We start from the raw sequence: 20079 nt of genomic DNA, 5'->3' as shown, positions 1-20079 counted from the left end.
CTTGCGGGCGTGCCGTGTCGGTTCGCTTGCCGGCATGCCGTGTTGGTGCGCTTGCGGGCACGCCGTGTTGGTGCGCTTGCGGGGCTTGGCTGTGGACGCTCAGGCCCGCTGGTTGCGCCGGGTCAGCCAGAGCACTCCGGCCGCGCCGACCAGGACGACCGTGCCGCCGAGCGTGCCGAGCGCCACGGCCGAGTCGAGCGGGCCGGTCTTGGGCAGGGCCGCCGGAGCCCCACCGGTACTGCCACTGGTACTGCCACTGGTACTGCCGCCGCTGCCCCCGGTGCTGCTGCTGCCGCCGCTGCTGCTGCCGCCCGAGCCGGCGGCTCCGGTGACGTCCAACTCCAGTGACGGACCGGGGCTGTTGCTGGCCGTGCAGGTCGTGGTGGTGCCGAGCGCCTTAATGGTGAGGACACCGGCCGTGAAGGTGACCTTGCCGTTGGCCTTGGGTACGTAGGTTCCCGACAAGTCGCTGATCTTGATGGGAGAGTTGGCGGGGATCTCCGCGGTGTTCGCGGGACCCTTGACCGCGAGCGTTCCCTTGTCGGCGCCGCCCAGGTTGATCAGGGCGCTGGGGTTCATCGCGCCGGCGCCGAGCGCGACCGGGCTGGAGGAGACGCCCTTCTGGAAGGTCATGGTCACGTTGTAGGAACTGCCGCTCTTGACCGCCTTGATGTCGATGGGCGAGACGGCGCTCTTCGCCCCGATCGGGGTCTGGCAGTTGTAGTTCACGTCCACGACGGACGCCTGGGCCGCGGGGGCGGTGATCAGCACCACCGAGCCCGCCACCGCCGTCGCCAGCGCGAGAGCTGTCCTCTTCTGGTACGACACCTCTGGTTCCCCTTATGCCGGTTGAGCCGGAGGCCGCCAAGTTACTGACGGCACATCAGATTGGGCGCTCAAGGTACGCCGGGGAGGTTGTCGAGGGAAGACAAAGAACGGGCCGGATCGAGCCCCGGGCACGCCCGCGCCCCGGCGGCCCGGACCACGGGCGACCGCGAACAGGAGTTACCCGGGTGCCCCGCGTTGCGCCGGACACGGACCGCGCGAGCGCACCGGCCGGGAGGCCGCGCCCGTCGAAATGGGCAGCCGTCGAGAGGCGGGACGCCGGCCGGTGACAGCGGCGGGAGTCCGTAGACGGGCACACCGAACGCGAGGGCGCCGTCCATGGACCGGCAACCCGAACACGAGGGCAACGCCCCCAAACCGGCACGCCAAGCACGAGGGCCGACGCCCATAGACCCGCAACCCGAACACGAGGACCCGCGTCCATGGACCGGCAACCCGAACACGAGGGCGGCGCCCCCAAACCGGCACGCCAAGCGCGAGGGACGGCGTCCATGGATCGACGCATCAAACGCAAAGGGGCTCGGCAGACGTCCGAGCCCCGCGCGTCGAAGGCGAGAGGAAAGGCGGAAGCGACCCGCCACCGCCGCAGCCCGCGCCCGAAGGCGGAGGCGAGCGGCTTACGCCGGGGCCGCCAGCTCTGCCCAGACCGTCTTGCCGGCCACGCCCGGTGTGCGCACCACGCCCCAGTCGAGGCAGAGGCGCTGCACGATGAACATGCCGTGTCCGCCGGGGCGCCCCGCGCGGTGCGGGGTGCGGGGTGCGGGCTGGCCCGAGCCGAGGTCGCTGACCTCCAGGCGCAGCACTTTCGCGGTGTGCGAGACGCGCAGCCGCTCGGGCCCCTCGGCGTGCAGGCACGCGTTGGTCACCAGCTCGGAGACGACGAGCAGCACGTCCTCGCAGGCGGCGCGGCCCTCCGCCGTCGCCGCCGGGAGCCAGCCCCAGTCGTAGAGGGCCTGCCTGGTGAAGTCGCGGGCCATCGGAACGATGCCGCTCGCCCCCGACAGCTCCAGGACGCGTGCGGATACTACGGGGGCCGGGCTGTCGTCCTGCGACAGCCCGGTGTCGGGCCCGGCACCTTGGGATTCGGGCCCACGGTCGCCCGGAGCCTGCTCCCGGGTGGTGCTCATCAGCGCTTCACCTCACCGATTCGCCAATGTCTTCAGTCTGGTCTCCTGCCCGGACGAATCCGGGTCAGTCACTCAGAGCGGTATCGAGCGAATCATGCACGGTGAAGACTGCCTCGGCCCCCGTGATCTCGAATACCCGAGCCACCACGGGCTGCATGGCCACCAGATGCACCGCGCCGCCCAGCTCCTCCGCCTTGAGGCGGGCGCCGAGCAGCACGTTCAACCCGGTGGAGTCGCAGAACTCCAGCTGCGAACAGTCCACGACGAGCCGAATGCGCCCCTGGTCGAGGGCTTCCTCCAGCGGCTCCCTGAGCAGATCCGCGGTGTGGTGATCCAGCTCACCCGCGGGCGTCAGAACCTCGCTGTGACCAACGGTGCGGACTCCGACCCGGAGCCGGCCCCGATTCGTGCTGCCGACCGTGCCGCGGTCCATGCCGTCCCTCTTCGCCGATTCGTCGTAACTTCCCAGGAACACTACGCCTTCCCTACGCCTTCCGGAACCCGAACATCACACCAAAACGGACATATATCAACAAAGAAGCCTTGCGAGAGCCTACTTAAAGCGGGTAGGGGTAGTAGGGACAGCTATTCAACACGACCGGCCACGGAGGCGCCGCACACCGCGGACAACACGTATGGGCATCGGCAGCCATATGCCGAGAACGATGGAGGAGACCCATGTCACCCCGGCTCGACGAATCGCTTGCAGATACGTCGATCAAGCAGGAACCGCAGGACATCCGCCCCCCACATGCACGATCGCACGAAACCGAGGGACTTGAGGGACTTCCCGAGATCCCGCCCTACACCGAGGTCGGCCCCGTCGACGCCCGGGCGCTGTCGAAGACGCTCTTCGCGCGCCTGCACGCACTCGAAGAGGGCACTCCTGAGCACGCCTACGTGCGCAACACCCTGGTCGAACTGAACCTCGCCCTGGTCAAGTTCGCCGCATCGCGCTTCCGCACCCGCAGCGAGCCGATGGAGGACATCGTCCAGGTCGGCACGATCGGCCTGATCAAGGCGATCGACCGGTTCGAGTTCGACCGCGGGGTGGAATTCCCCACCTTCGCGATGCCGACCATCGTCGGCGAGATCAAGCGCTTCTTCCGCGACACCTCCTGGTCGGTGCGGGTCCCGCGCAGGCTCCAGGAGCTCCGTCTGGACCTCGCCAAGGCGGGCGACGAACTCGCCCAGCAGCTTGACCGCTCGGCCACGGTGGGCGAGCTCGCCGAACGCCTGGGCATCACCAAGGAAGAAGTCGTCGAAGGCATGGCGGCGAGCAACGCGTACACCGCGAGCTCGCTGGACGCGCAGCCCGAGGAGGACGACTCCGAAGGCGCGCTGAGCGACCGCATCGGCTACGAGGACCACGACCTCGAAGGCGTCGAGTACATCGAGTCGCTGAAGCCCTTGATCGCCGAACTGCCCGCGCGGGACCGGAAGATCCTGTCGCTGCGCTTCGTCGCCAACATGACGCAGTCCGAGATCGGCGAGGAGCTCGGCATCTCCCAGATGCACGTCTCCCGGCTGCTCGCGCGCACCCTGCGCAAGCTCCGCAAGGGGCTGACGGTCGAAGAGTGAGCACGGCTGTCGGAAGGGCCCGCACCGTCAAGGTGCGGGCCCTTCCGCGTTGTTGACGCGGTGGTGTGCGCTGGGCCACATTGAGCGCTGGACGTGCGGGGGTCTGGGGGGACTTCATGGCGTACGAAGAGCTTGAGGCGCCGATGCGCGAGCGGCTGGGGCGCGAGTGTCTCTACGTGCCGTCCGGCCGGCTCGGGCTCTATCTGGCGCTCAGGCACTGGTGCCCGCCCGGCGGCCGGGTCCTGATGTCCCCGGTCAACGACGACGTGATCTTCTTCGTGGTCCTCGCGGCCGGCCTGCGGCCCGTCCAGGCGCCGCTCGACCCCCTGGACGGATCCCTCGACGCGGCGGCCGTACCGGACGCGCTCTGGTCCGGACTCTCCGCCGTCCTCACCACCAACCTGTACGGCAACCCCGACCCCGCGCCCGAACTGGCCGCCCGCTGCGCGCGGTCGGGCATCGCGCTCATCGAGGACGCGGCGCACGCCATCGGCAGCGAGACGGCCGGACGCAAGGTCGGCACGTTCGGCGAGGCCGCCGTCTTCAGCCTCTCCAAGCACACCGCGGCCAAGGCGGGCGGCTTCCTCGCGCTCGCCGACCCGGGCCTGCGCGAGGCGCTCGCCAAGTCCCGCGACGCACTGCTCGCCCCGCGCCGGACCGGCGCCGAACTCGCCTACTGGGCCCGCCCGTACGCCGAGTCGGCCGTACGCGGGCTGCGCCTGGCCCCGGCCGCCCGGGCAGTTCTCGGAATGCTCGGGCAGCAGGAACGCGAGGACATCCGGATGCCGCTGCGTCCCGAGGAGCTGACCCGCGCCGCCGAGGCCGCCCCCGGCCTCGCCGCCTTCCACTCCTGGGCCCGGGTCGACATGCACGACTACCGGGCGACTCCCGGAGGGGCCCGACTCGCCCGCATCCGGGCGAAGTTGGGCAAGCTCGATGCCGTACTGGACGCACACCGCGCCGGCGCCGAGCGGCTGCTCGCCACCGAGTGGGCGCGGCCGAAGCCGGGGCCCGGTCAGCCGCTGTTCCGCGTTCCCCTGCTGGTGGAGGACCGCGACGCGGCCCGCGCGGCGCTCGCCCGGGAGCGGATCACGGTGGGCTATCTGTACGACCCGCCGCTCGACGACTACGCGGGCGAGGCGTTCACCGATCCCTCTCCCGCCCCGGAGGCCGCCCGCTGGTTCGCCCAACACGCCCTGCCCGTCGACCCGTTGAAGGCCAACCGCACCATCGAGGTGCTGCGCGCGGCCGGCGTGCGGCCCGCGCGGGGCGGCCCGGCCGGTGTCTGACACGGCCCGGACGGAGATCGAGGACCTCGCCGCCGGGCCGTCGGACCGGGCCGCGACGGACGGCGGCGAGCCCACCGGCAGCGGCGACTCGATGTTCCGCAACGCCTACGCCCTCATGCTGTCCACCGCCGTCTCGGCGGCCCTCGGCCTCGGCTTCTGGCTGGTCGCGGCCCGCTACTACAGCGAGGAGTCGGTCGGACAGGGCTCGGCGGCCATCGCGGCGATGAAGCTGCTCGCCTCGATCACCGCCACCACCATGATCGGCGCGGTGGTCCGCTACGTACCGCGTGCCGGGCGCTCCACCGCGACGCTGGTGCGCCGCGCCTACGTCGCCAGCACCTGCGTGGTGGCGGTGGCCTGCGTCGGCTTCCTCTTCTCGCTGCCGCTGTGGGGGCCCTCGTACGCGCCGCTGTCCGGGCTCACCGCCGGGGCCGTCTTCACCCTGTCGTCGGTGGCCTGGGCGATCCTGACGCTCCAGGACGGCGTCCTCACGGGGCTGCGCAAGGCGATCTGGGTCCCGGTCGGCAACGCGGTGTTCTCGCTCGGCAAGCTGCTCCTGCTCGCCGTCTTCTCGGCGCTCACCCTCGGCGTCTTCGTGTCGTGGGCCGCGTCGATGGCCCTGTCCGTCCTGCCGCTCGGCTGGCTGGTCTTCCGCCGGCTGATCCCCGCGCAGGCCGCCGCCGACCGGGACCGGCCGGTCCCCGAACTCCGCGAGATCGGCCGCTTCCTGGCCGGCGACTCGGTCGGGGCGCTGTTCTCGCTCGCGATGATCAACCTGCTGCCGGTGATGGTCGCGGTGCGCTTCCCGGCCGCGCAGAACGGCTTCTTCTTCATCGCCTACACGGTCGGCGGAACCATGGAGTTCATGGCCGTCAACATGGCCTCCTCGCTGACCGCGCACTCCTCGCACAGCCCCGACAAGCTGGCCGACGGAGTGCGGGGCGCCCTGCGCCGCATGGCGCTGCTGCTCATCCCGGTGGTCCTCTTCCTGGTCCTGTTCGCCCGCCGGATCCTCGCGCCCTTCGGTGACGACTACGCCCAACACGGCACGCTGGTGCTCCAGTTGCTGGCCGCCGCCGCGATCCCCCGGGTCGCCGTCGAGCTGTACATCGGGGTGCTGCGCGTCCAGGGCCGCACCGGCATGCTGGCGATCCTCCAGTGCGCGATGTGCACCCTGGTCCTCGGCAGCGCCTCGGTGCTGCTCGGCGTGTTCGGCATCTCCGGGGCGGGCTGGGCGCAGCTGTGCGCGATGACCGTGATGGCCCTGTGCTGCGTACCCGGACTGCGCGGCGCGCTCGCGGGCCGCGCCGCCATCCGCACCCCGAGCGCAGCCAAGTCGCCCGAATTCGGCACCAGTTGGGCCCGTAGGGCGCAGGCCGCCAGGACCGAGGAGGCACGGGAGTACGGGACGCGCTGGGCCACCCAGACCGCGTATCTGCGCGGCGGCATGGACACGGCGACGCCGGCCCTCGGGATCCCGGTGTACGTTCCCGGGGCGCACCCGGAGCAGGGCTCCGCGACGACCCTGCACCTGCGCCTGCCGCCCGACCCTGCGGCCCGCGAGAGCGACGAATCGCGCCTCACCACCGCGCTGTGGCTGCTGCTCGGCCTCGCCGCTGGACTCTTCTGGGTCCCGCTCTCACGGGCCGGGGGCCCGGCGGGGCCGCGGCTCAACGGCACCGGTCTGCTGCACGCGCTGCCGCCGGTGAGCCTGACCGCGGGGGTGCTGCTCATCGTGGTGTGCAGCGCGGCGGTGTCCCTCCACCGGCCGCGCCCCGGGCTCCTGGTGGCCGGCCTGTGGGTGACGGTGGCGGCCCTGCACACCGCCCCGGTGATCCTCGGCGTACCGCCCGAGCGGCTGTCCGGCCCCTGGCACACCCCGCTCGCCCGCTTCCTCTCCGAGACGGCGGGCCTGGCCGGACCCTCGGGGGTGGAACTCTGGCTGCCCGTGATCCTGCAACTGCTCTGCCTGGCCCTGGCCACGGTGGCGCTGCTGGCCCTTCGGGTGCACTGGCGGATCACGGCGGCCCTGGTGTGGGTGCTGGCGGTCGCGGGCTGGGCGGCGCAGCGGCCCTTCGCCGGGGTGGCGCTGCCGCTCTTCGCCGGGCTGTGCGCGGCGACGGCGGCGGCACTGGTGCACCGCCGCCTCAGCCCTCCTCGCGCCTGACCCGCTTCGTCCGCTCCACGGCCCCCCGGGTCGCGGCCGGCAGCGGCAGCCCCGGGAACGCGCAGGCGACGGTGGAGAACGCGGCGAGTGCGACGAGGAAGGCGGTGGCCGAGAAGCCGTGCACGAGGAAGAGGCAGGTGGACACGAGCGCGCCGAACGAGAGGCTGAGCGGGGCGGCGAGTGCGAGCGCCTCCAGTCTCGCTCCGGGCCGCAGTGCCGGCGGCTGCGGGTAGAGCAGGGCGAGGCCCGGGCCGAGGCTCACGTACAGCAGTACGGGGATCCAGCGGGCCGGGGTTGCGGCGGGTAGCGCGGTCGCGGCGAGTGCGGCCCAGCCGGACAGGGCGAGGATGGCTCTGATCTGGTTCTGCCTGAGCGTCATGACGACCTCCGAGTCGTGACTGGCTGGGCTCGTGCTCTCCCCCACCCCGCCCCTTCCCCAGACCCTCCGGGGGAGAGTTGATCGACTGCGGACCGCGGGGGCCGTTCGCGCAGTTCCCCGCGCCCCCAACCTCCTTTCGGCTGCGGATCGTGCGTGGCCGTTCGCGCAGTTCCCCGCGGCCCCTTGAGGCACGAACAGAGGTCCGGGGGCGGAGCCCAAGGGGGCTAGGTCGGGCTCGGGGGGACGTACTGGAGGATCTCGCCGTAGGGGGTCCGCTCAAGGACCCGGAACCTCGGCGAAGCCTCAAGCTTGGAGCGCAGCTCCGCGAAACCTCCCGCCGGAAGCAACCCCTCCCCCGCCGTGTAGACGTCCTGCGTCCGCGTGAGGACGAAGTACACCGGCCGCCCGTCCCGCGGCAGCTGCGGTTCCAGATACCCCACAGGATCCCGCAGCATGATCGCGTTCTGCGGCTCCTCCTGCTCGGCCACGTACCAGTGCTCCAACTGGTCGTAGCGGTGCAGCGCCTGCGGGAAGGACCCGGTGACCGCGAGGATCATCGAGCCCTTGGGCGCGCTGTCCAGGAGCCGGGTCACCATCGCCGTCTCGGCGGGCGGCGTGTAGTACATCCGCTCCTTGCCGTAGTACGCCGGGATGAACCCGGCCACCAGCAGCGCGAGCACCACCGGCAGCGCGACCGCCGCCACGCGCCGGCGGACGACGGGGCGGATCCGCCCGCCTCCCTGCCCCGCCGCCGCCGGCACCAGCGCCGCCGCCGCGAAGAACGCCGCCCCGGGCAGTCCGAACAGGTAGACCCGGAACAGCATTTCACCGCCGTAGTCGTTGACGGCGAACAGCGGGACCGGGGCCACCGACACCAGGAGCAGCGGCAGCGCGCTCTTGACCAGCTTGCGCCGCAGGACCACCGCGATCGCCGCGAGCACCGCGACCACCAGGACCATCACGATGTCGGCCCGGCCCTGCAACACCGGTCCGGGGCCGGTGAGTTCACCCGCGTAACCGGCCCGTGAGTTGTTCAGGAGGTTGCCGACGGACTCCTTCAGCGAGGACAGCGTCTCCACGAACAGCGGACGACCCATCGTGACGTCCCAGATCAGCATGATCACGGCCGTGACGGCGAGCAGCCCGGGGTTGCGGTAGCGCCGGGTCAGGTTGAGCGCGAACAGGGCGACGCACAGCATCACCGGGGTGAGCTGGTGGGTGAAGTTGATGGCGGCGATCAGCGGGGCCAGGATCGCGACGCAGACCGCGCGCTGACGCCCGGTGGTGGGCGGCGGGACGCTCGCCGCCGCCGGGTCGAGGTTGGCCCGCGAGCGCAGTTCGCCCGCGGCGCCGGGACGCACGAAGTGGCGGAACACCACGGCCAGTACGGCCAGGTCCAGGATCAGCGCCATGCCCTGGGGCGAGAAGTAGTCCTGGCCGACCCAGTTGGCGACCTCGAAGATCCATACACCGGTCCACACCAGGCGCCAGTCCTCGGCGAAGGTGCGGTAGATCAGGACGAGCACCGGGATGAGGACGACGCCGTAGAACAGCGGAGCCCAGTTGAGGTACGACGCCGCGGTGTCCACGCCGAAGGCACGTACCAGGCCCGCGTTGAGCGTGAAGAAGCCCGGCCACTGGTCGTACGCCGCCATGTTCCCGGAGAGCGGTACGCCGGGCCGCAACTCCTGGTTGGCCAGGAGGTGGTTGACCACCGCGTCGTGCTTGGACGCCCATGGGTAGCGCACCGAGTCGTACAGGATCGAGGTGGGCGCCTTGAGGGCGAACAGCAGGGCCACGCTGTAGAGGCCGGGCCACCAGGGCGCGGTGCCGGCCCTCCGCAGACTGACGACGAAGCCGCCGGTCAGGACGGCGAGCGAGAGGTAGAACGCGGCGGGCAGCCGGTCGATCAGGCCCCAGTCGTCCATGTGCCGGAAGTCGATGCCCGGGAGCGAGTACACCCACAGGGCGGTGGCTGTCGCCAACGGCAGCCAGGTGAACAGGATCTGAGGTCTCATCAGGTCCGGTACGGAGCGGCGCCGGGCGCCTGCCGCCGGGCCGTCCGCCCGCTCGTCGGCCGCCTCACCGGGGGGTTGCTGCGCGCTCCCCCGGGCCGGTGCGGGCACACGGTGCTGCACAGTGCGACTCCCCCCACGCATGTGGTCACGGCCGTCACGCCGCGGTCCCCTGGCTGTCCCCTTCGAGCGAGTATAGGAACACTCCGCGCGCCCGTGTGGCTACACCGCGAACGGCCGCAGGCCCGCTCAGCCCGCGAACACGGGCCCCCTCACCGCGGCTCTGGTCCGGCGGTACAGGCGCCAACTCATGGTCAGCGGCGAGTCGTTGTACGGGGCGGCCCGGGCTCCCCGCCCGCACATCCACGCCGTCACATCGGCGAGCGTGTGACTCCGGCGCACGATGAGCCGGGCGATCCGGTACGCCTCGTCGCGCTCCGAGCTGAGCGCGTGCCGTACCGCGACGGCCGTCTCGTAGCCGGCGGCGCGCGCGGCCCGGCGCACGGCGGGGCTGTTGTAGCCGTGCGGGTAGGCGAGGTGGCAGATGCGGTGGCCGAGGGTGTCCTCCAACTCGGCTCTGGCGTCCGCCAGTTCGATTTGCAGTGCGCGCCGCCCCAGGGTGTCGAGCTGGGGGTGCGAGACGGTGTGGGCGCCGATCTCCATTCCGTACTCCTCCAGGAGCCGGGCCTGGCCGAGGGTCATCATCGGCGCGGGCGGCAGCAGACAGCGCCGGCCGCGGGTGATCGCGCCGGTGGTGAGGTAGGCGGTGGCGGGCACGCCCCGCTCGGCGAGCGCCTCGGCGGTGCGCCGGGGCAGGTCGGCGAAGCCGTCGTCGAAGGTGAGCACGACCGGCCGGGGCGGCAGCGGGGCCCCCTGCGCGAAGTGGGCGGCGAGCGTCCCGATGGTCACGGGTGTGCGCCCGCTGTCCCGGATGGCGTCCAGCTGGGCCTCGAACTGCCGCGGCGGGACGGTGAATTCGCCGATCCAGGCGGGCGGGTCGTCCATCACCGCGTGGTACAGGAGGACGGGTATGCAGGCCGTCCCCGCGCTCACCGGGCCACCTCCCACGGCAGCCGGTGGCCGCGCACCCGGCGCCGGGCGCGGAGGTAGCCGAGCGGCCCGTACAGCATGCCCCGGCGCTCCAGGCGGGACAGCGACCGCGGCCAGGGGTGGCTGTGCGCGCCGTGCTCGCCGGGCACGGCCTGCTCCCCCGCGTCGCGGTGGGCGCTGATGGCGAGCGCGTGCGCGAGTCCGCGCGGCACCCGGGCGAGCAAGCCGGGCAGCAGGGACGGGCGGCGGGCGACGATCGCGGTCAGATAGGCGGTGAGTCCGGCGCCGTAGCCGTACGCCTGGTTCTCCAGGTCCTGCCAGGTCTCGCGGTGGTGGTGCCAGACCAGGGCCTCGGGCGTGTAGCTGAGCCGGTGTCCGGCGACGACGACCCGGGCGAAGGCGTAGAGGTCGTCACCGCCCCTGGCCGGTGTGCCGGTGCCGGTGGCCGGGTCGAAGCCGCCGACCGCTCGGATGACGTCGGCGCGGAAGGCCATGTTGGCGCCGGAGCCGAACCGGCCGGCCGTGAACGGGAACAAGGGCTCGTCGGGCGGGGGTCTGCGCGGGTCGAAGTGGCGGGGCGCGAAGCCCTTGGTGAACCCGCCGTGGCTCTCCAGGAGGATCTGGGCGGGTGTGGTGAGGCGGGCGGGCAGGATCAGCCCGGTCGCACAGCCGAGCCTGGGGTCCGCCGCGAAGGGCGCGGCGAGCGAGGACAGCCAGCGCGGGTCGGCGATCACGTCGTCGTCCGTGAACGCGAGGATCTCGCCGTGCGCGGCGGCGACGCCCCGGTTGTGGGCGGCGGCGAGCCCCGGCACGGGCTCGACGGTGTAGCGGACGCCGAGCGGGGCGTAGCGGCGCTCGATCAGCTCGCGGGTCCGGTCGGTCGCGGGGTTGTTGTCGACGACGAGGATCTCGTGGTCGGGATGGTCCTGCGCGAGCAACGAGTCCAGGGCGCGGGCGAGTTGGGCGGACCGTTCCCGGGTCGCGACGACGACACTGGCGCGGGCCGGCCTCGGCGCGGGCGCGGGCCGCTCCTCGGGCACGAACCCGGCGAGCTGCTTGCGGGCCGACGCCGCCAGCACCCCGGCCGGGTCCTCGCCGCGGTGCACCCGCCCGAGGACCGTCCCGACCGGCCGCCCCCGCAGCCGGACCAGGACGTACACCTCGCCGGGGCCGATGGGCGGCCCGCCGGGCGCGGGTCTCAGGGACAGCACGTCCCCGTCGAGCCCGTCCAGGTCCAGCTCACCGACGCCGATCCCCTGCCCGGCGTCGCGCTGTCTCTCCAGGTCCTGGGCCCGTGGCCCCTGTGGTGCCTGCGACGGCCTGTCCGACACTGTGCTCCCCCCCGTGCTCCGGGTCCTCCGATGGCCTCGACGGCCGCGCCCCGACGGGGGCTACCTTCCGGCGCCGCGCAACCGCGCGGCCCGCTTGAGACCGCGCTGCGCGAACCCGGCGAGTCCCGGCCGTTGCCGTACGAACCCGTGGGCCCGGCGGGAGGGCTCCCGGCCGATCCAGTGCAGCACCGCGCCCGCGCCCGGCCGGGTGGCGGCCCCTTCGTACACCGGTATCTCACCGGTCTTCAGCGCGTCCTTGTACTCGGCGGCCCCCCGGCCGAGGTCCAGCATCCCGATGCCCTCGCCGGCCGCGGCCTCAGCCATCCGCAGATGGAGCACCAGGCCCGGCGAGTACTTCGCGTACCGCGGGTCGTACGAGGGGAACCAGCAGGCCAGAACCGTGCGCGAGCGCAGCCCGAAGTGTGCGGCGATCGGCGCGTCCCCCGCGTACAGCACCGAGAGCACCCCCGAGCAGCCGGGCGCGCGGGTGTGGGCGAGCTGTCGCACCAGGGTGCTGATCCACTCCTGGGCGAACCGGTCGCGCCGCCCGGTGCGGCGGTACTGCGCGGACTTCCACTCCATGAGCCGGGCGAGCGCCGCCGGGTCCCGCTCGTCGAAGACGAACCGGACCTCGCCCACCTGCCTGCCGAGTCTGCGCTCCTTGGCGGTGGTGGTCCGGAAGAACTTCGGCGACCGCTCCCGCAGGATCGCCTCGTACGCCGCGTAGCCGGACCCGACGTCGATCACGTAGGAGGGGTACGCGTCGGCGGCGTCCGGTACGAACAGGGACTGGCCGTCCTCCAGGTTGTCGAACTCCCAGGAGGACAGGCCGCAGGCACGCAGCAACTCGCTTTGCGTAGCCGCCCGTTGAGGTCGTCCGATGATCCCCTGGGAGTCCGATACGCCGAACCCGATGGCACGCCCCTGTCCCAACTTCCCTTTCTCGTAGGGGAAGAAGGCCGCGGGCTCGCCGCCCTCGTACACGACGGCCACCCGCGCCGAGGAGCGCACCCGGCCGACGGCCAGGGTGAACTCCGGCTCCATGAAGGGATTCTCCGGCGCCTGCGACTTGGCCCGCAGTTCCCGCCAGACCTCCAGCTCCGCGGCGCTCAGATCGCCGGGTCTGGCCACGCGCACGCGCCCCCCGGCACCCTCGCTGCCGCCGCTCCCGCGCAGACTGCCCACCTCGACCCCCCGGTCCTTCCCGCGCCACGCTGCCCTGGACGGTACCGGTCGATTTCACCCGACGGTAGGTACCCTTCCGCAGTTTGTGACCATACGGAGACACTTGGTGCGCCGACGCCGATTTGGCCCCTTCATGACCTGTGCGAGCAGTCGGTACGGGAGGGGCCGGGCGTACGGGTGGGGTGCCCGGCGTGAGCTAATGCACGGTATGAGCTACTTCATGACCGACCTCTCGGGCGCCTCCGTCGAAGAGCCCGACGAGGCCACGATGCGCACGATCCTCGACGGCCTGGCCGGCGCCGACGACGAGCACCCCGATGTCTCCCTGACCCATGAGAACGGCTGGTCCCTGAGCGCCTTCCCCAGCGGCGAGCTGCTCTGGCTCCTCTGGGAGAACCTGGACGAGCCGGACGCCCAGCCGCGCCAGATCCCGGCGGTGGCCAAGGACGAGGTGCTGCGGCTCTTCGGGCTGCTCGCGAAGGGCGAGACGGCGGAGATCGACCGTCTGACCGCGTCCTGAGGCGCGGAGGCGGCCCCTGAGCGCCGGAGGCTGCCCGAGCCCCAGGGGCGTGCGGCGCATATTCGCCGGGCAATCACGCTCCCGTGCGCCGTCCCGGCCGGGGAACCGGCACCCCGGGTTCCGGCCGTCTTCCCTGGTGTAACCGGAGGCGCAGCGGTCCGGGGAGGGCCGCGCGGACGAAGGAGGCACAGCCGCTGGAGCAAGGGCTGTGCCGGCGGAGTTCATGCGGGGCGGTGGATCCGGCGGCGGTGCCGCCGCCCGCCGCCCGGGAGCCGGATCCGGCGGTTCCCGAACGCAGGGTGACCGGGGCGGCGACGGCCGCCGCGGTCGGCTCCGCCCCTTCTCCGTCCACGCCGGGGCCCGGCCCTTCCACGCCACTGGCCGGGCCCCAACCTCCCCCGCGCGCTCAGACCCGGCGGCCCGCCCGCCAGACCTCGTCGACCAGGGGCACGCCCGGCCGGTAGGCGAGGTGCACGTGCGAGGGCGCGTCCAGGAACGCCAGATCGGCGCGGGCGCCGGGGGCCAGACGCCCGATGTCGGTACGGCGCAGCGCGGCGGCGCCGCCCGCGGTCGCCGACCAGATCGCCTCGTCCGGCGTCATTTTCATGTCGCGTACGGCGAGCGCGATGCAGAACGGCATCGAGGACGTGAAGGACGAGCCCGGATTGCAGTCGGTGGACAGCGCGACGGTGGCGCCGGCGTCCAACAGCCGCCGCGCGTCCGGCCATGGGGCCCGGGTGGAGAACTCGGCGCCGGGCAGCAGGGTCGCGACCGTCGCGCTGTTGGCGAGCGCGTCGACGTCCGCGTCCGTGAGGTGGGTGCAGTGGTCGGCGGAGGCGGCGTCCAGCTCCACGGCGAGCCGGACGCCCGGCCCGTACGTCAGCTGGTTGGCGTGGACGCGTGCCAGCAGTCCCTTGGCCTGGCCCGCGGTGAGGATGGCCCGCGCCTGGTCCCCGTCGAAGGCGCCCTTCTCGCAGAACACGTCGACCCAACGGGCGTACGGGGCACAGGCGTCCAGCATCGCGCCGGTGACCAGATCGACGTAGGCCGCCGGGTCGTCGGCGTACTCGGGGGCCACGATGTGCGCGCCGAGATAGGTGACCTCGTCGGTGTGCTCGGCCGCGATGCGCAGGGCGCGGGCCTCGTCCTCGACGGTGAGCCCGTACCCGGACTTGGTCTCCTGGGTGGTGGTGCCCTGCCGCAGCGCCTCCGCGAGATAGCGGGCGACATTGGCGCCCAGCGCCTCGTCGCTCGCGCCGCGGGTGGCGGTGACGGTGGTGCGGATGCCGCCGGCCTGGTAGGGCCGGCCGCTCATACGGGCGTTGAACTCCTGGGTCCGGTCGCCCGCGAAGACGAGGTGGGAGTGGGAGTCGACGAAGCCGGGGACGACGGCCCGGCCCTTCGCGTCGACCACGTCGTCGGCGGCGGGGGCGTCGGCCGTGCGGCCGGCCCAGGCGATCCGCTCGCCCTCGATGACGAGGGCGGCGTCCTCGACGAGCCCGAGGGGCCCGTCCTCCCGCTCGGGGTCGTTGGTGACGAGGCTGGCGATGTTCCGCACGAGGGTGGTGCGCATGGGTTCCTTTTCTCGTTCGACTCCGGGTCGGCCGCCGGGGCTCCGCCCCAGACGCCGGACGGGCAGAGGTTGCCTGTGCGAGCCGGCATCGAGGCTTTTGGGGGCGCGGGGAACTGCGCGAACGGCCCCGCGGTCCGCACCCGACGAACTTCCCCCGGAGGGTTGCGGGAAGGGGCGGGTGGGGAATCCTCCGGGGTCTGGGGCGGAGCCCCCAGGGAGCTATCTCAGGGCGGCGACGGCCGTGGACAGGGCCGAGGCCACATCCGGTATCAGGGCGTGGACCCCGTCCCGCACCACGGCGCGCCCCCCGACCACCACGTGCCGCACATCGGACGCGGTCGCCGCGAACACCGCCGTCTCCGCGGCGAGCCGAGGCACCGCCCCGGCCGTCCGGACGGAGCCCAGGGCGATCGTGGCGAGGTCGGCCGGGGCGCCGGCCTCGATGCGGCCGGCCTCCGGCCAGCCGAGCGCCGCGTGGCCGTCGGCCGTCGCCGCGCGCAGCAGCGCCGCCGCCGTCCAGTGCCCCCGCCGCCGCGTACGGAGGCGCTCGTCGAGCTCCATCGCGCGCGCCTCCTCGAAGAGGTCGATCACGGCGTGGCTGTCGCTGCCCAGCGAGAGCGGGGAGCCCGCACGCTGGAGGGCGACCGCGGGCCCGATGCCGTCGGCGAGGTCGCGCTCCGTCGTGGGACACATGCAGGTGCCCGTCGCGGTGGACCCGATGAGCGCGATGTCCCCGTCCGTGAGGTGGGTGTTGTGGACGCCCGTGGTGCGGTCGCCGAGGACGCCGTGCTCGGCGAGCAGTTGCGTGGGCGTCATGCCGTACGCCTCCAGGCAGCCCTCGTTCTCGGCGGTCTGCTCGGAGAGGTGGACGTGGAGCGGGGCCCGCCGGGCCTCGGCCCATGCGGCGACCGTGCCCAACTCCCTTGCGGGGACGGCCCGTACGGAGTGCACGGCCGCGCCGATCCGCGCGTGCCCCCGCTCCTTGAGCGCCGAGCAGCGCTCGGCCCACGCCTCGGCGGTGCCGTCCGAGAAGCGCAGCTGGTGGCGGTCGGGGGCGGCCCCGAAGCCGGAGGAGAGGTAGGCGGTGTCGAGCAGGGTGATGCGGATGCCCGCCTCGGCGGCCGCGGCGATCAGGGCCTCGCCCATCGCGTTGGGGTCGTCGTAGGGGGTGCCGTCCGGCGCGTGGTGCAGATAGTGGAACTCGCCGACGGCGGTGATCCCGGCGAGCGCCATCTCCGCGTACACCGCGCGGGCGAGCGCGTGGTAGGAGTCCGGGGTGAGCCGGGACGCGACCTGGTACATGGTCTCGCGCCAGGTCCAGAACGTCCCCGAGCCGACCTGCACGGTGGCGCGCAGGGCCCGGTGGAAGGCGTGCGAGTGGGCGTTGGCGAGGCCGGGCACGGTGAATCCGCGCAGCACCACCGCGCCGGGCGGCGGGGCCTCGACCCCCGTGCGGACGGCGGAGATCCGGCCGTCGCCGGCCACCTCCACGGCCACGCCCGGCTCGACCACGGGGTCGAGCCAGGCGTGTTCGAGCCAGTACGTCACCTGCACGCCAGGCCCTCCAGTACATCGGCGAGTGCGAGCACCCCGGCGACGCAGTCGTCCTCACCGGCGAACTCGGCCGGGGAGTGCGAGACGCCCGTGGGGTTGCGTACGAACAGCATGGCGGTCGGGATCGAGCCGGACAGGATTCCGGCGTCGTGTCCCGCGCCGGTGCCGAGCACCGGGGTGTGACCGCCGAGGATCTTGGCGATCTCGTCCCGCAGGGCGTGCTCGAACTCCACGACGGGCGTGAACGACTCGCGTACGACGCTGAGGTCCACGCCGTCGCGCTCGGCACGCTCCTTGGCGGCCCGCTCGATCGCGGCGACGACGGTGTCCAGGGTGGACTGGTCGGCGGCCCGCGAGTCGAGCCAGCCGCGCACCATCGAGGGGATGGCGTTGACGCCGTTGGGCTCGCAGGAGATCTTGCCGAACGTGGCGACCGCGCCCGCGAGTTCGGCCTCGCGGCGGGCGGCCAGGACCGTCTCGGCGTACGTCAGCATCGGGTCGCGCCGGTCGACCAGGCGGGTGGTGCCGGCGTGGTTGGCCTCGCCCGCGAAGTCGAACCGCCAGCGGCCGTGCGGCCAGATGGCGGAGGCGATGCCGACGGCGTCGCCGCTCAGGTCGAGCGCCCGGCCCTGTTCGACGTGCAGCTCCACGAACGCGCCGATGCGGGCGAGGCGTTCGGGGTCGGGGCCGATGGCGTCCGGGTCGTACCCGGCCCGTTCCATGGCCTGCGGGAGACTGATCCCGTCCTGGTCGCGCAGGCGGTGCGCGGCCTCGGCGGTGAGCTGTCCGGCGGTGAGCCGGGAGCCGACGCAGGCGAGGCCGAAGCGGGCGCCCTCCTCGTCGCCGAAGTTGGTGATGGCGAGGGGGCGGGTCAACTCCGTTCCCCTGCGCCGCAGTTCGTCGAGCGCGGCGAAGGACGAGACGACGCCGAGGGGGCCGTCGAAGGCGCCGCCGTCCGGGACGGAGTCCAGGTGCGAGCCGGTGACGACGGCGTCGCCGGCCGTCGGGTCACCGTCCCAGGCCCACTGGTTGCCGTTCCGGTCCAGCTCGTAGGTGAGCCCGCGGGACTCGGCCTGCGCCCGGAACCACGCGCGGCAGTCGGCGTCGGCACCGGTCCAGGCGTGGCGGCGGTAGCCGCGGGTTGCGCTGTCGCGGCCGATGGGGGCGAGGGTGGCCCACATCTCATGAAAGCCGGTGCCTCCGGCGGGGTTGGGGGTTTCCTGTCCGGCTGCGGGCCGTGCGTGGCTGGGCGCGCAGTTCCCCGCGCCCCTGGCGGGGTTGGGGGCGGGCGCACCCGTGGCCCCGGCGGGGTTGGGGGCGTTGCCTTCGACTGCCGGCCGTGCGTGGCTGGGCGCGCAGTTCCCCGCGCCCCTGGCGGGGCTGGGGGCGGGCGTACCCGTGGCCCCGGCGGGGTTGGGGGCGGGCGTGCCCGTGGCCCCGGCGGGGTTGGGGGCGGGCGTCCCCGTGGCCCCGGTGAGGTTGGGGGCGTTGCCTTCGACTGCGGGCCGTGCGTGGCTGGGCGCGCAGTTCCCCGCGCCCCTGGCGGGGCTGGGGGCGGGCGTGCCCGTGGCCCCGGCGGGGTTGGGGGCGGGCATCCCGGTGGCCCCGGCGGGGTTGGGGGCGGGCGTCCCCGTGGCCTCGGGCGGAGCGGGGGGCGCGCCCTCGGGGGCGCCGGGCACGGGCATGTTCAGCCCGTCCGGCGTTTGAGGACGAGCGCCCTCAAGGCGCGAACGGGGGTCTGGGGGCGGAGCACCCAGCGTCGGGTCGAGGGTCACTCGCTCTCGCCCTCCCGCATGGGAACGCGCACGCCCTTCTCGTCCGCCACCCGCTCCGCGATGTCGTACCCGGCATCGACATGCCGGATGACACCCATCCCGGGGTCGTTCGTGAGGACGCGCCGGATCTTCTCGCCCGCCAGAGCCGTGCCGTCCGCCACCGAGACCTGACCCGCGTGGATGGAGCGGCCCATGCCGACACCGCCCCCGTGGTGGATGGACACCCAGGACGCACCGGAGGCCACGTTGACCATGGCGTTCAGGAGCGGCCAGTCGGCGATCGCGTCGGAACCGTCGAGCATCGCCTCGGTCTCGCGGTACGGGGAGGCCACCGAACCGCAGTCGAGGTGGTCGCGGCCGATCGCGAGCGGGGCGGCGAGCGTGCCGTTGCCGACCATGTCGTTGAACATGTCGCCCGCCTTGTCGCGCTCGCCCTGGCCGAGCCAGCAGATCCGCGCGGGCAGACCCTGGAAGTGGACCCGCTCGCCCGCCATCTTGATCCAGCGGTGCAGCGACTCGTTCTCCGGGAACAGGTCCAGGAGCGCCTTGTCCGTCTTGTGGATGTCGGACGCCTCGCCCGACAGGGCCGCCCAGCGGAAGGGGCCCTTGCCCTCGCAGAACAGCGGGCGGATGTAGGCCGGCACGAAGCCGGGGAAGTCGAACGCCCGCGCATAGCCCGCCAGTTGGGCCTCGCCGCGGATCGAGTTGCCGTAGTCGAAGACCTCGGCGCCGGCGTCCATGAAGCCGACCATCGCCTCGACGTGCTTCGCCATGGACTCGCGAGCGCGGGTGGTGAAGCCCGCCGGGTCCTTCGCCGCGTACGTCGCCATGTCGTCGAAGTCGACGCCGACGGGCAGGTAGGCGAGCGGGTCGTGGGCCGAGGTCTGGTCGGTCACGATGTCGATGGGGGCGCCTTCGGCGAGCATCCGCGGCAGCAGGTCCGCCGCGTTGCCGAGCAGGCCGATGGAGAGCGGACGGCGGGCGTCGCGCGCCTCGACCGCCAACTGGAGCGCGTGCTCCAGGGATTCGGCCCTCACATCCAGGTAGCGGTGCTCGATGCGGCGCTCGATGGCGCGCGGGTCGACGTCGATGCAGATCGCGACGCCGTCGTTCATCGTCACGGCGAGCGGCTGGGCGCCGCCCATGCCGCCGAGCCCGGCGGTCAGGGTGATCGTCCCCGCCAGCGTGCCGCCAAACTTCTTCGCGGCGACCGCGGCGAACGTCTCGTACGTGCCCTGGAGGATGCCCTGTGTGCCGATGTAGATCCAGGAGCCGGCCGTCATCTGGCCGTACATGGTGAGGCCGAGGGCCTCCAGACGGCGGAACTCCTCCCAGTTCGCCCAGTCGCCGACCAGGTTGGAGTTGGCGATCAGGACCCGCGGCGCCCACTCGTGCGTCTGCATGACGCCGACCGGCCGGCCCGACTGGACCAGCATCGTCTCGTCCTGCTTGAGGGTGCGCAGCGTACGCACCATCGCGTCGAAGGAGCGCCAGTCACGGGCGGCCTTGCCGGTACCGCCGTAGACGACGAGCTTGTCGGGGTGTTCGGCGACCTCGGGGTCGAGGTTGTTCTGGAGCATGCGCAGCGCGGCTTCCTGCTGCCATCCCAGGGCGCTCAGTTCCGTACCGCGCGGTGCCCGTACGGGGCGGGGTCCTGACATGGCGATGCCTCCTCGTGACCTGATCC

General features: G+C 73.0%; 16 protein-coding genes. 4 read left to right on the top strand and 12 right to left on the bottom strand.

Translation table 11 applies throughout. From position 1 onward, the window contains the following. Window positions 1–99: 99 nt before the first annotated feature. From CG740_RS07770 to CG740_RS07760, 3 genes are all read right to left on the bottom strand, one after another. Window positions 100–828, bottom strand: a complete 729-nt coding sequence (locus tag CG740_RS07770; RefSeq protein WP_100574194.1) for a peptidase — start codon at window positions 826–828, stop codon at window positions 100–102. A gap of 635 nt (window positions 829–1463) precedes the next feature. Then, window positions 1464–1973, bottom strand: a complete 510-nt coding sequence (locus CG740_RS07765) for an ATP-binding protein (protein WP_100574193.1) — start codon at window positions 1971–1973, stop codon at window positions 1464–1466. 64 nt (window positions 1974–2037) lie between these two features. Then, complete coding sequence (locus tag CG740_RS07760; protein ID WP_100574299.1) at window positions 2038–2406, bottom strand: STAS domain-containing protein; 369 nt, start codon at window positions 2404–2406, stop codon at window positions 2038–2040. Between the two features lie 245 nt (window positions 2407–2651). On the opposite strand from CG740_RS07760, the gene CG740_RS07755 reads away from it, so the two are divergent. From CG740_RS07755 to CG740_RS07745, 3 genes are all read left to right on the top strand, one after another. Continuing rightward, window positions 2652–3554, top strand: a complete 903-nt coding sequence (locus CG740_RS07755) for an RNA polymerase sigma factor SigF (protein ID WP_100574192.1) — start codon at window positions 2652–2654, stop codon at window positions 3552–3554. A 116-nt stretch (window positions 3555–3670) separates the two neighbouring features. Then, window positions 3671–4843 carry a DegT/DnrJ/EryC1/StrS family aminotransferase gene (locus CG740_RS07750; protein WP_100574191.1) on the top strand — a complete coding sequence of 391 codons (1173 nt, stop codon included), beginning with the start codon at window positions 3671–3673 and terminating at the stop codon, window positions 4841–4843. Then, complete coding sequence (locus CG740_RS07745) at window positions 4836–7010, top strand: lipopolysaccharide biosynthesis protein (RefSeq protein WP_199846365.1); 2175 nt, start codon at window positions 4836–4838, stop codon at window positions 7008–7010. The genes CG740_RS07750 and CG740_RS07745 overlap by 8 nt, the downstream gene beginning before the upstream one ends. Here the strand turns inward: CG740_RS07745 and CG740_RS07740 are convergent. The 5 genes from CG740_RS07740 to CG740_RS07720 all read right to left on the bottom strand — a co-directional run bounded on the left by CG740_RS07740 (window position 6991) and on the right by CG740_RS07720 (window position 12922). Then, the gene (locus tag CG740_RS07740) at window positions 6991–7389 is read right to left on the bottom strand and encodes a hypothetical protein (protein ID WP_100574190.1); all 399 of its coding nucleotides are present in this window, start codon (window positions 7387–7389) and stop codon (window positions 6991–6993) included. The two genes, CG740_RS07745 and CG740_RS07740, sit on opposite strands and share 20 nt — an antisense overlap. A 224-nt stretch (window positions 7390–7613) precedes the next feature. After that, the gene (locus tag CG740_RS07735; protein WP_199846364.1) at window positions 7614–9527 is read right to left on the bottom strand and encodes a hypothetical protein; all 1914 of its coding nucleotides are present in this window, start codon (window positions 9525–9527) and stop codon (window positions 7614–7616) included. 126 nt (window positions 9528–9653) lie between these two features. Further along, window positions 9654–10409: a polysaccharide deacetylase family protein gene (locus tag CG740_RS07730; RefSeq protein ID WP_100574298.1), complete on the bottom strand. Its 756-nt coding sequence runs from the start codon at window positions 10407–10409 to the stop codon at window positions 9654–9656. 44 nt (window positions 10410–10453) lie between these two features. Further along, window positions 10454–11707, bottom strand: coding sequence for a glycosyltransferase (locus CG740_RS07725; RefSeq protein WP_234376140.1), 1254 nt, complete (start codon window positions 11705–11707; stop codon window positions 10454–10456). A gap of 138 nt (window positions 11708–11845) precedes the next feature. Further along, the gene (locus CG740_RS07720; RefSeq protein ID WP_234376117.1) at window positions 11846–12922 is read right to left on the bottom strand and encodes a GNAT family N-acetyltransferase; all 1077 of its coding nucleotides are present in this window, start codon (window positions 12920–12922) and stop codon (window positions 11846–11848) included. A gap of 268 nt (window positions 12923–13190) precedes the next feature. Here CG740_RS07720 and CG740_RS07715 point away from each other — a divergent pair, with 268 nt between their 5' ends. Further along, window positions 13191–13490, top strand: coding sequence for a hypothetical protein (locus CG740_RS07715; RefSeq protein ID WP_159030254.1), 300 nt, complete (start codon window positions 13191–13193; stop codon window positions 13488–13490). A gap of 406 nt (window positions 13491–13896) precedes the next feature. Here the strand turns inward: CG740_RS07715 and hutI are convergent, their stop codons facing one another. From hutI to hutU, 4 genes are all read right to left on the bottom strand, one after another. Then, window positions 13897–15063 (bottom strand): imidazolonepropionase, encoded by a 1167-nt coding sequence (gene hutI, locus CG740_RS07710; protein ID WP_100574188.1) that lies wholly within the window; start codon window positions 15061–15063, stop codon window positions 13897–13899. A 219-nt stretch (window positions 15064–15282) separates the two neighbouring features. After that, window positions 15283–16617, bottom strand: a complete 1335-nt coding sequence (locus CG740_RS07705; RefSeq protein ID WP_100574187.1) for a formimidoylglutamate deiminase — start codon at window positions 16615–16617, stop codon at window positions 15283–15285. Then, window positions 16608–17798 (bottom strand): allantoate amidohydrolase, encoded by a 1191-nt coding sequence (locus CG740_RS07700; RefSeq protein ID WP_100574186.1) that lies wholly within the window; start codon window positions 17796–17798, stop codon window positions 16608–16610. Before CG740_RS07700 ends, CG740_RS07705 begins: the two co-directional genes overlap by 10 nt. A gap of 590 nt (window positions 17799–18388) precedes the next feature. After that, a complete protein-coding gene (gene hutU / locus CG740_RS07690; RefSeq protein WP_100574184.1) occupies window positions 18389–20053 on the bottom strand; it encodes a urocanate hydratase in 1665 nt (554 codons plus the stop codon). Window positions 20054–20079: the final 26 nt, after the last annotated feature.

The organism is Streptomyces sp. CB01201, from assembly GCF_002803085.1.
GTDB lineage: Bacteria > Actinomycetota > Actinomycetes > Streptomycetales > Streptomycetaceae > Streptomyces > Streptomyces hundungensis.
Note: the sequence above shows the minus strand (reverse complement) of the source record. Positions and strands in the feature narration are given on the sequence as shown.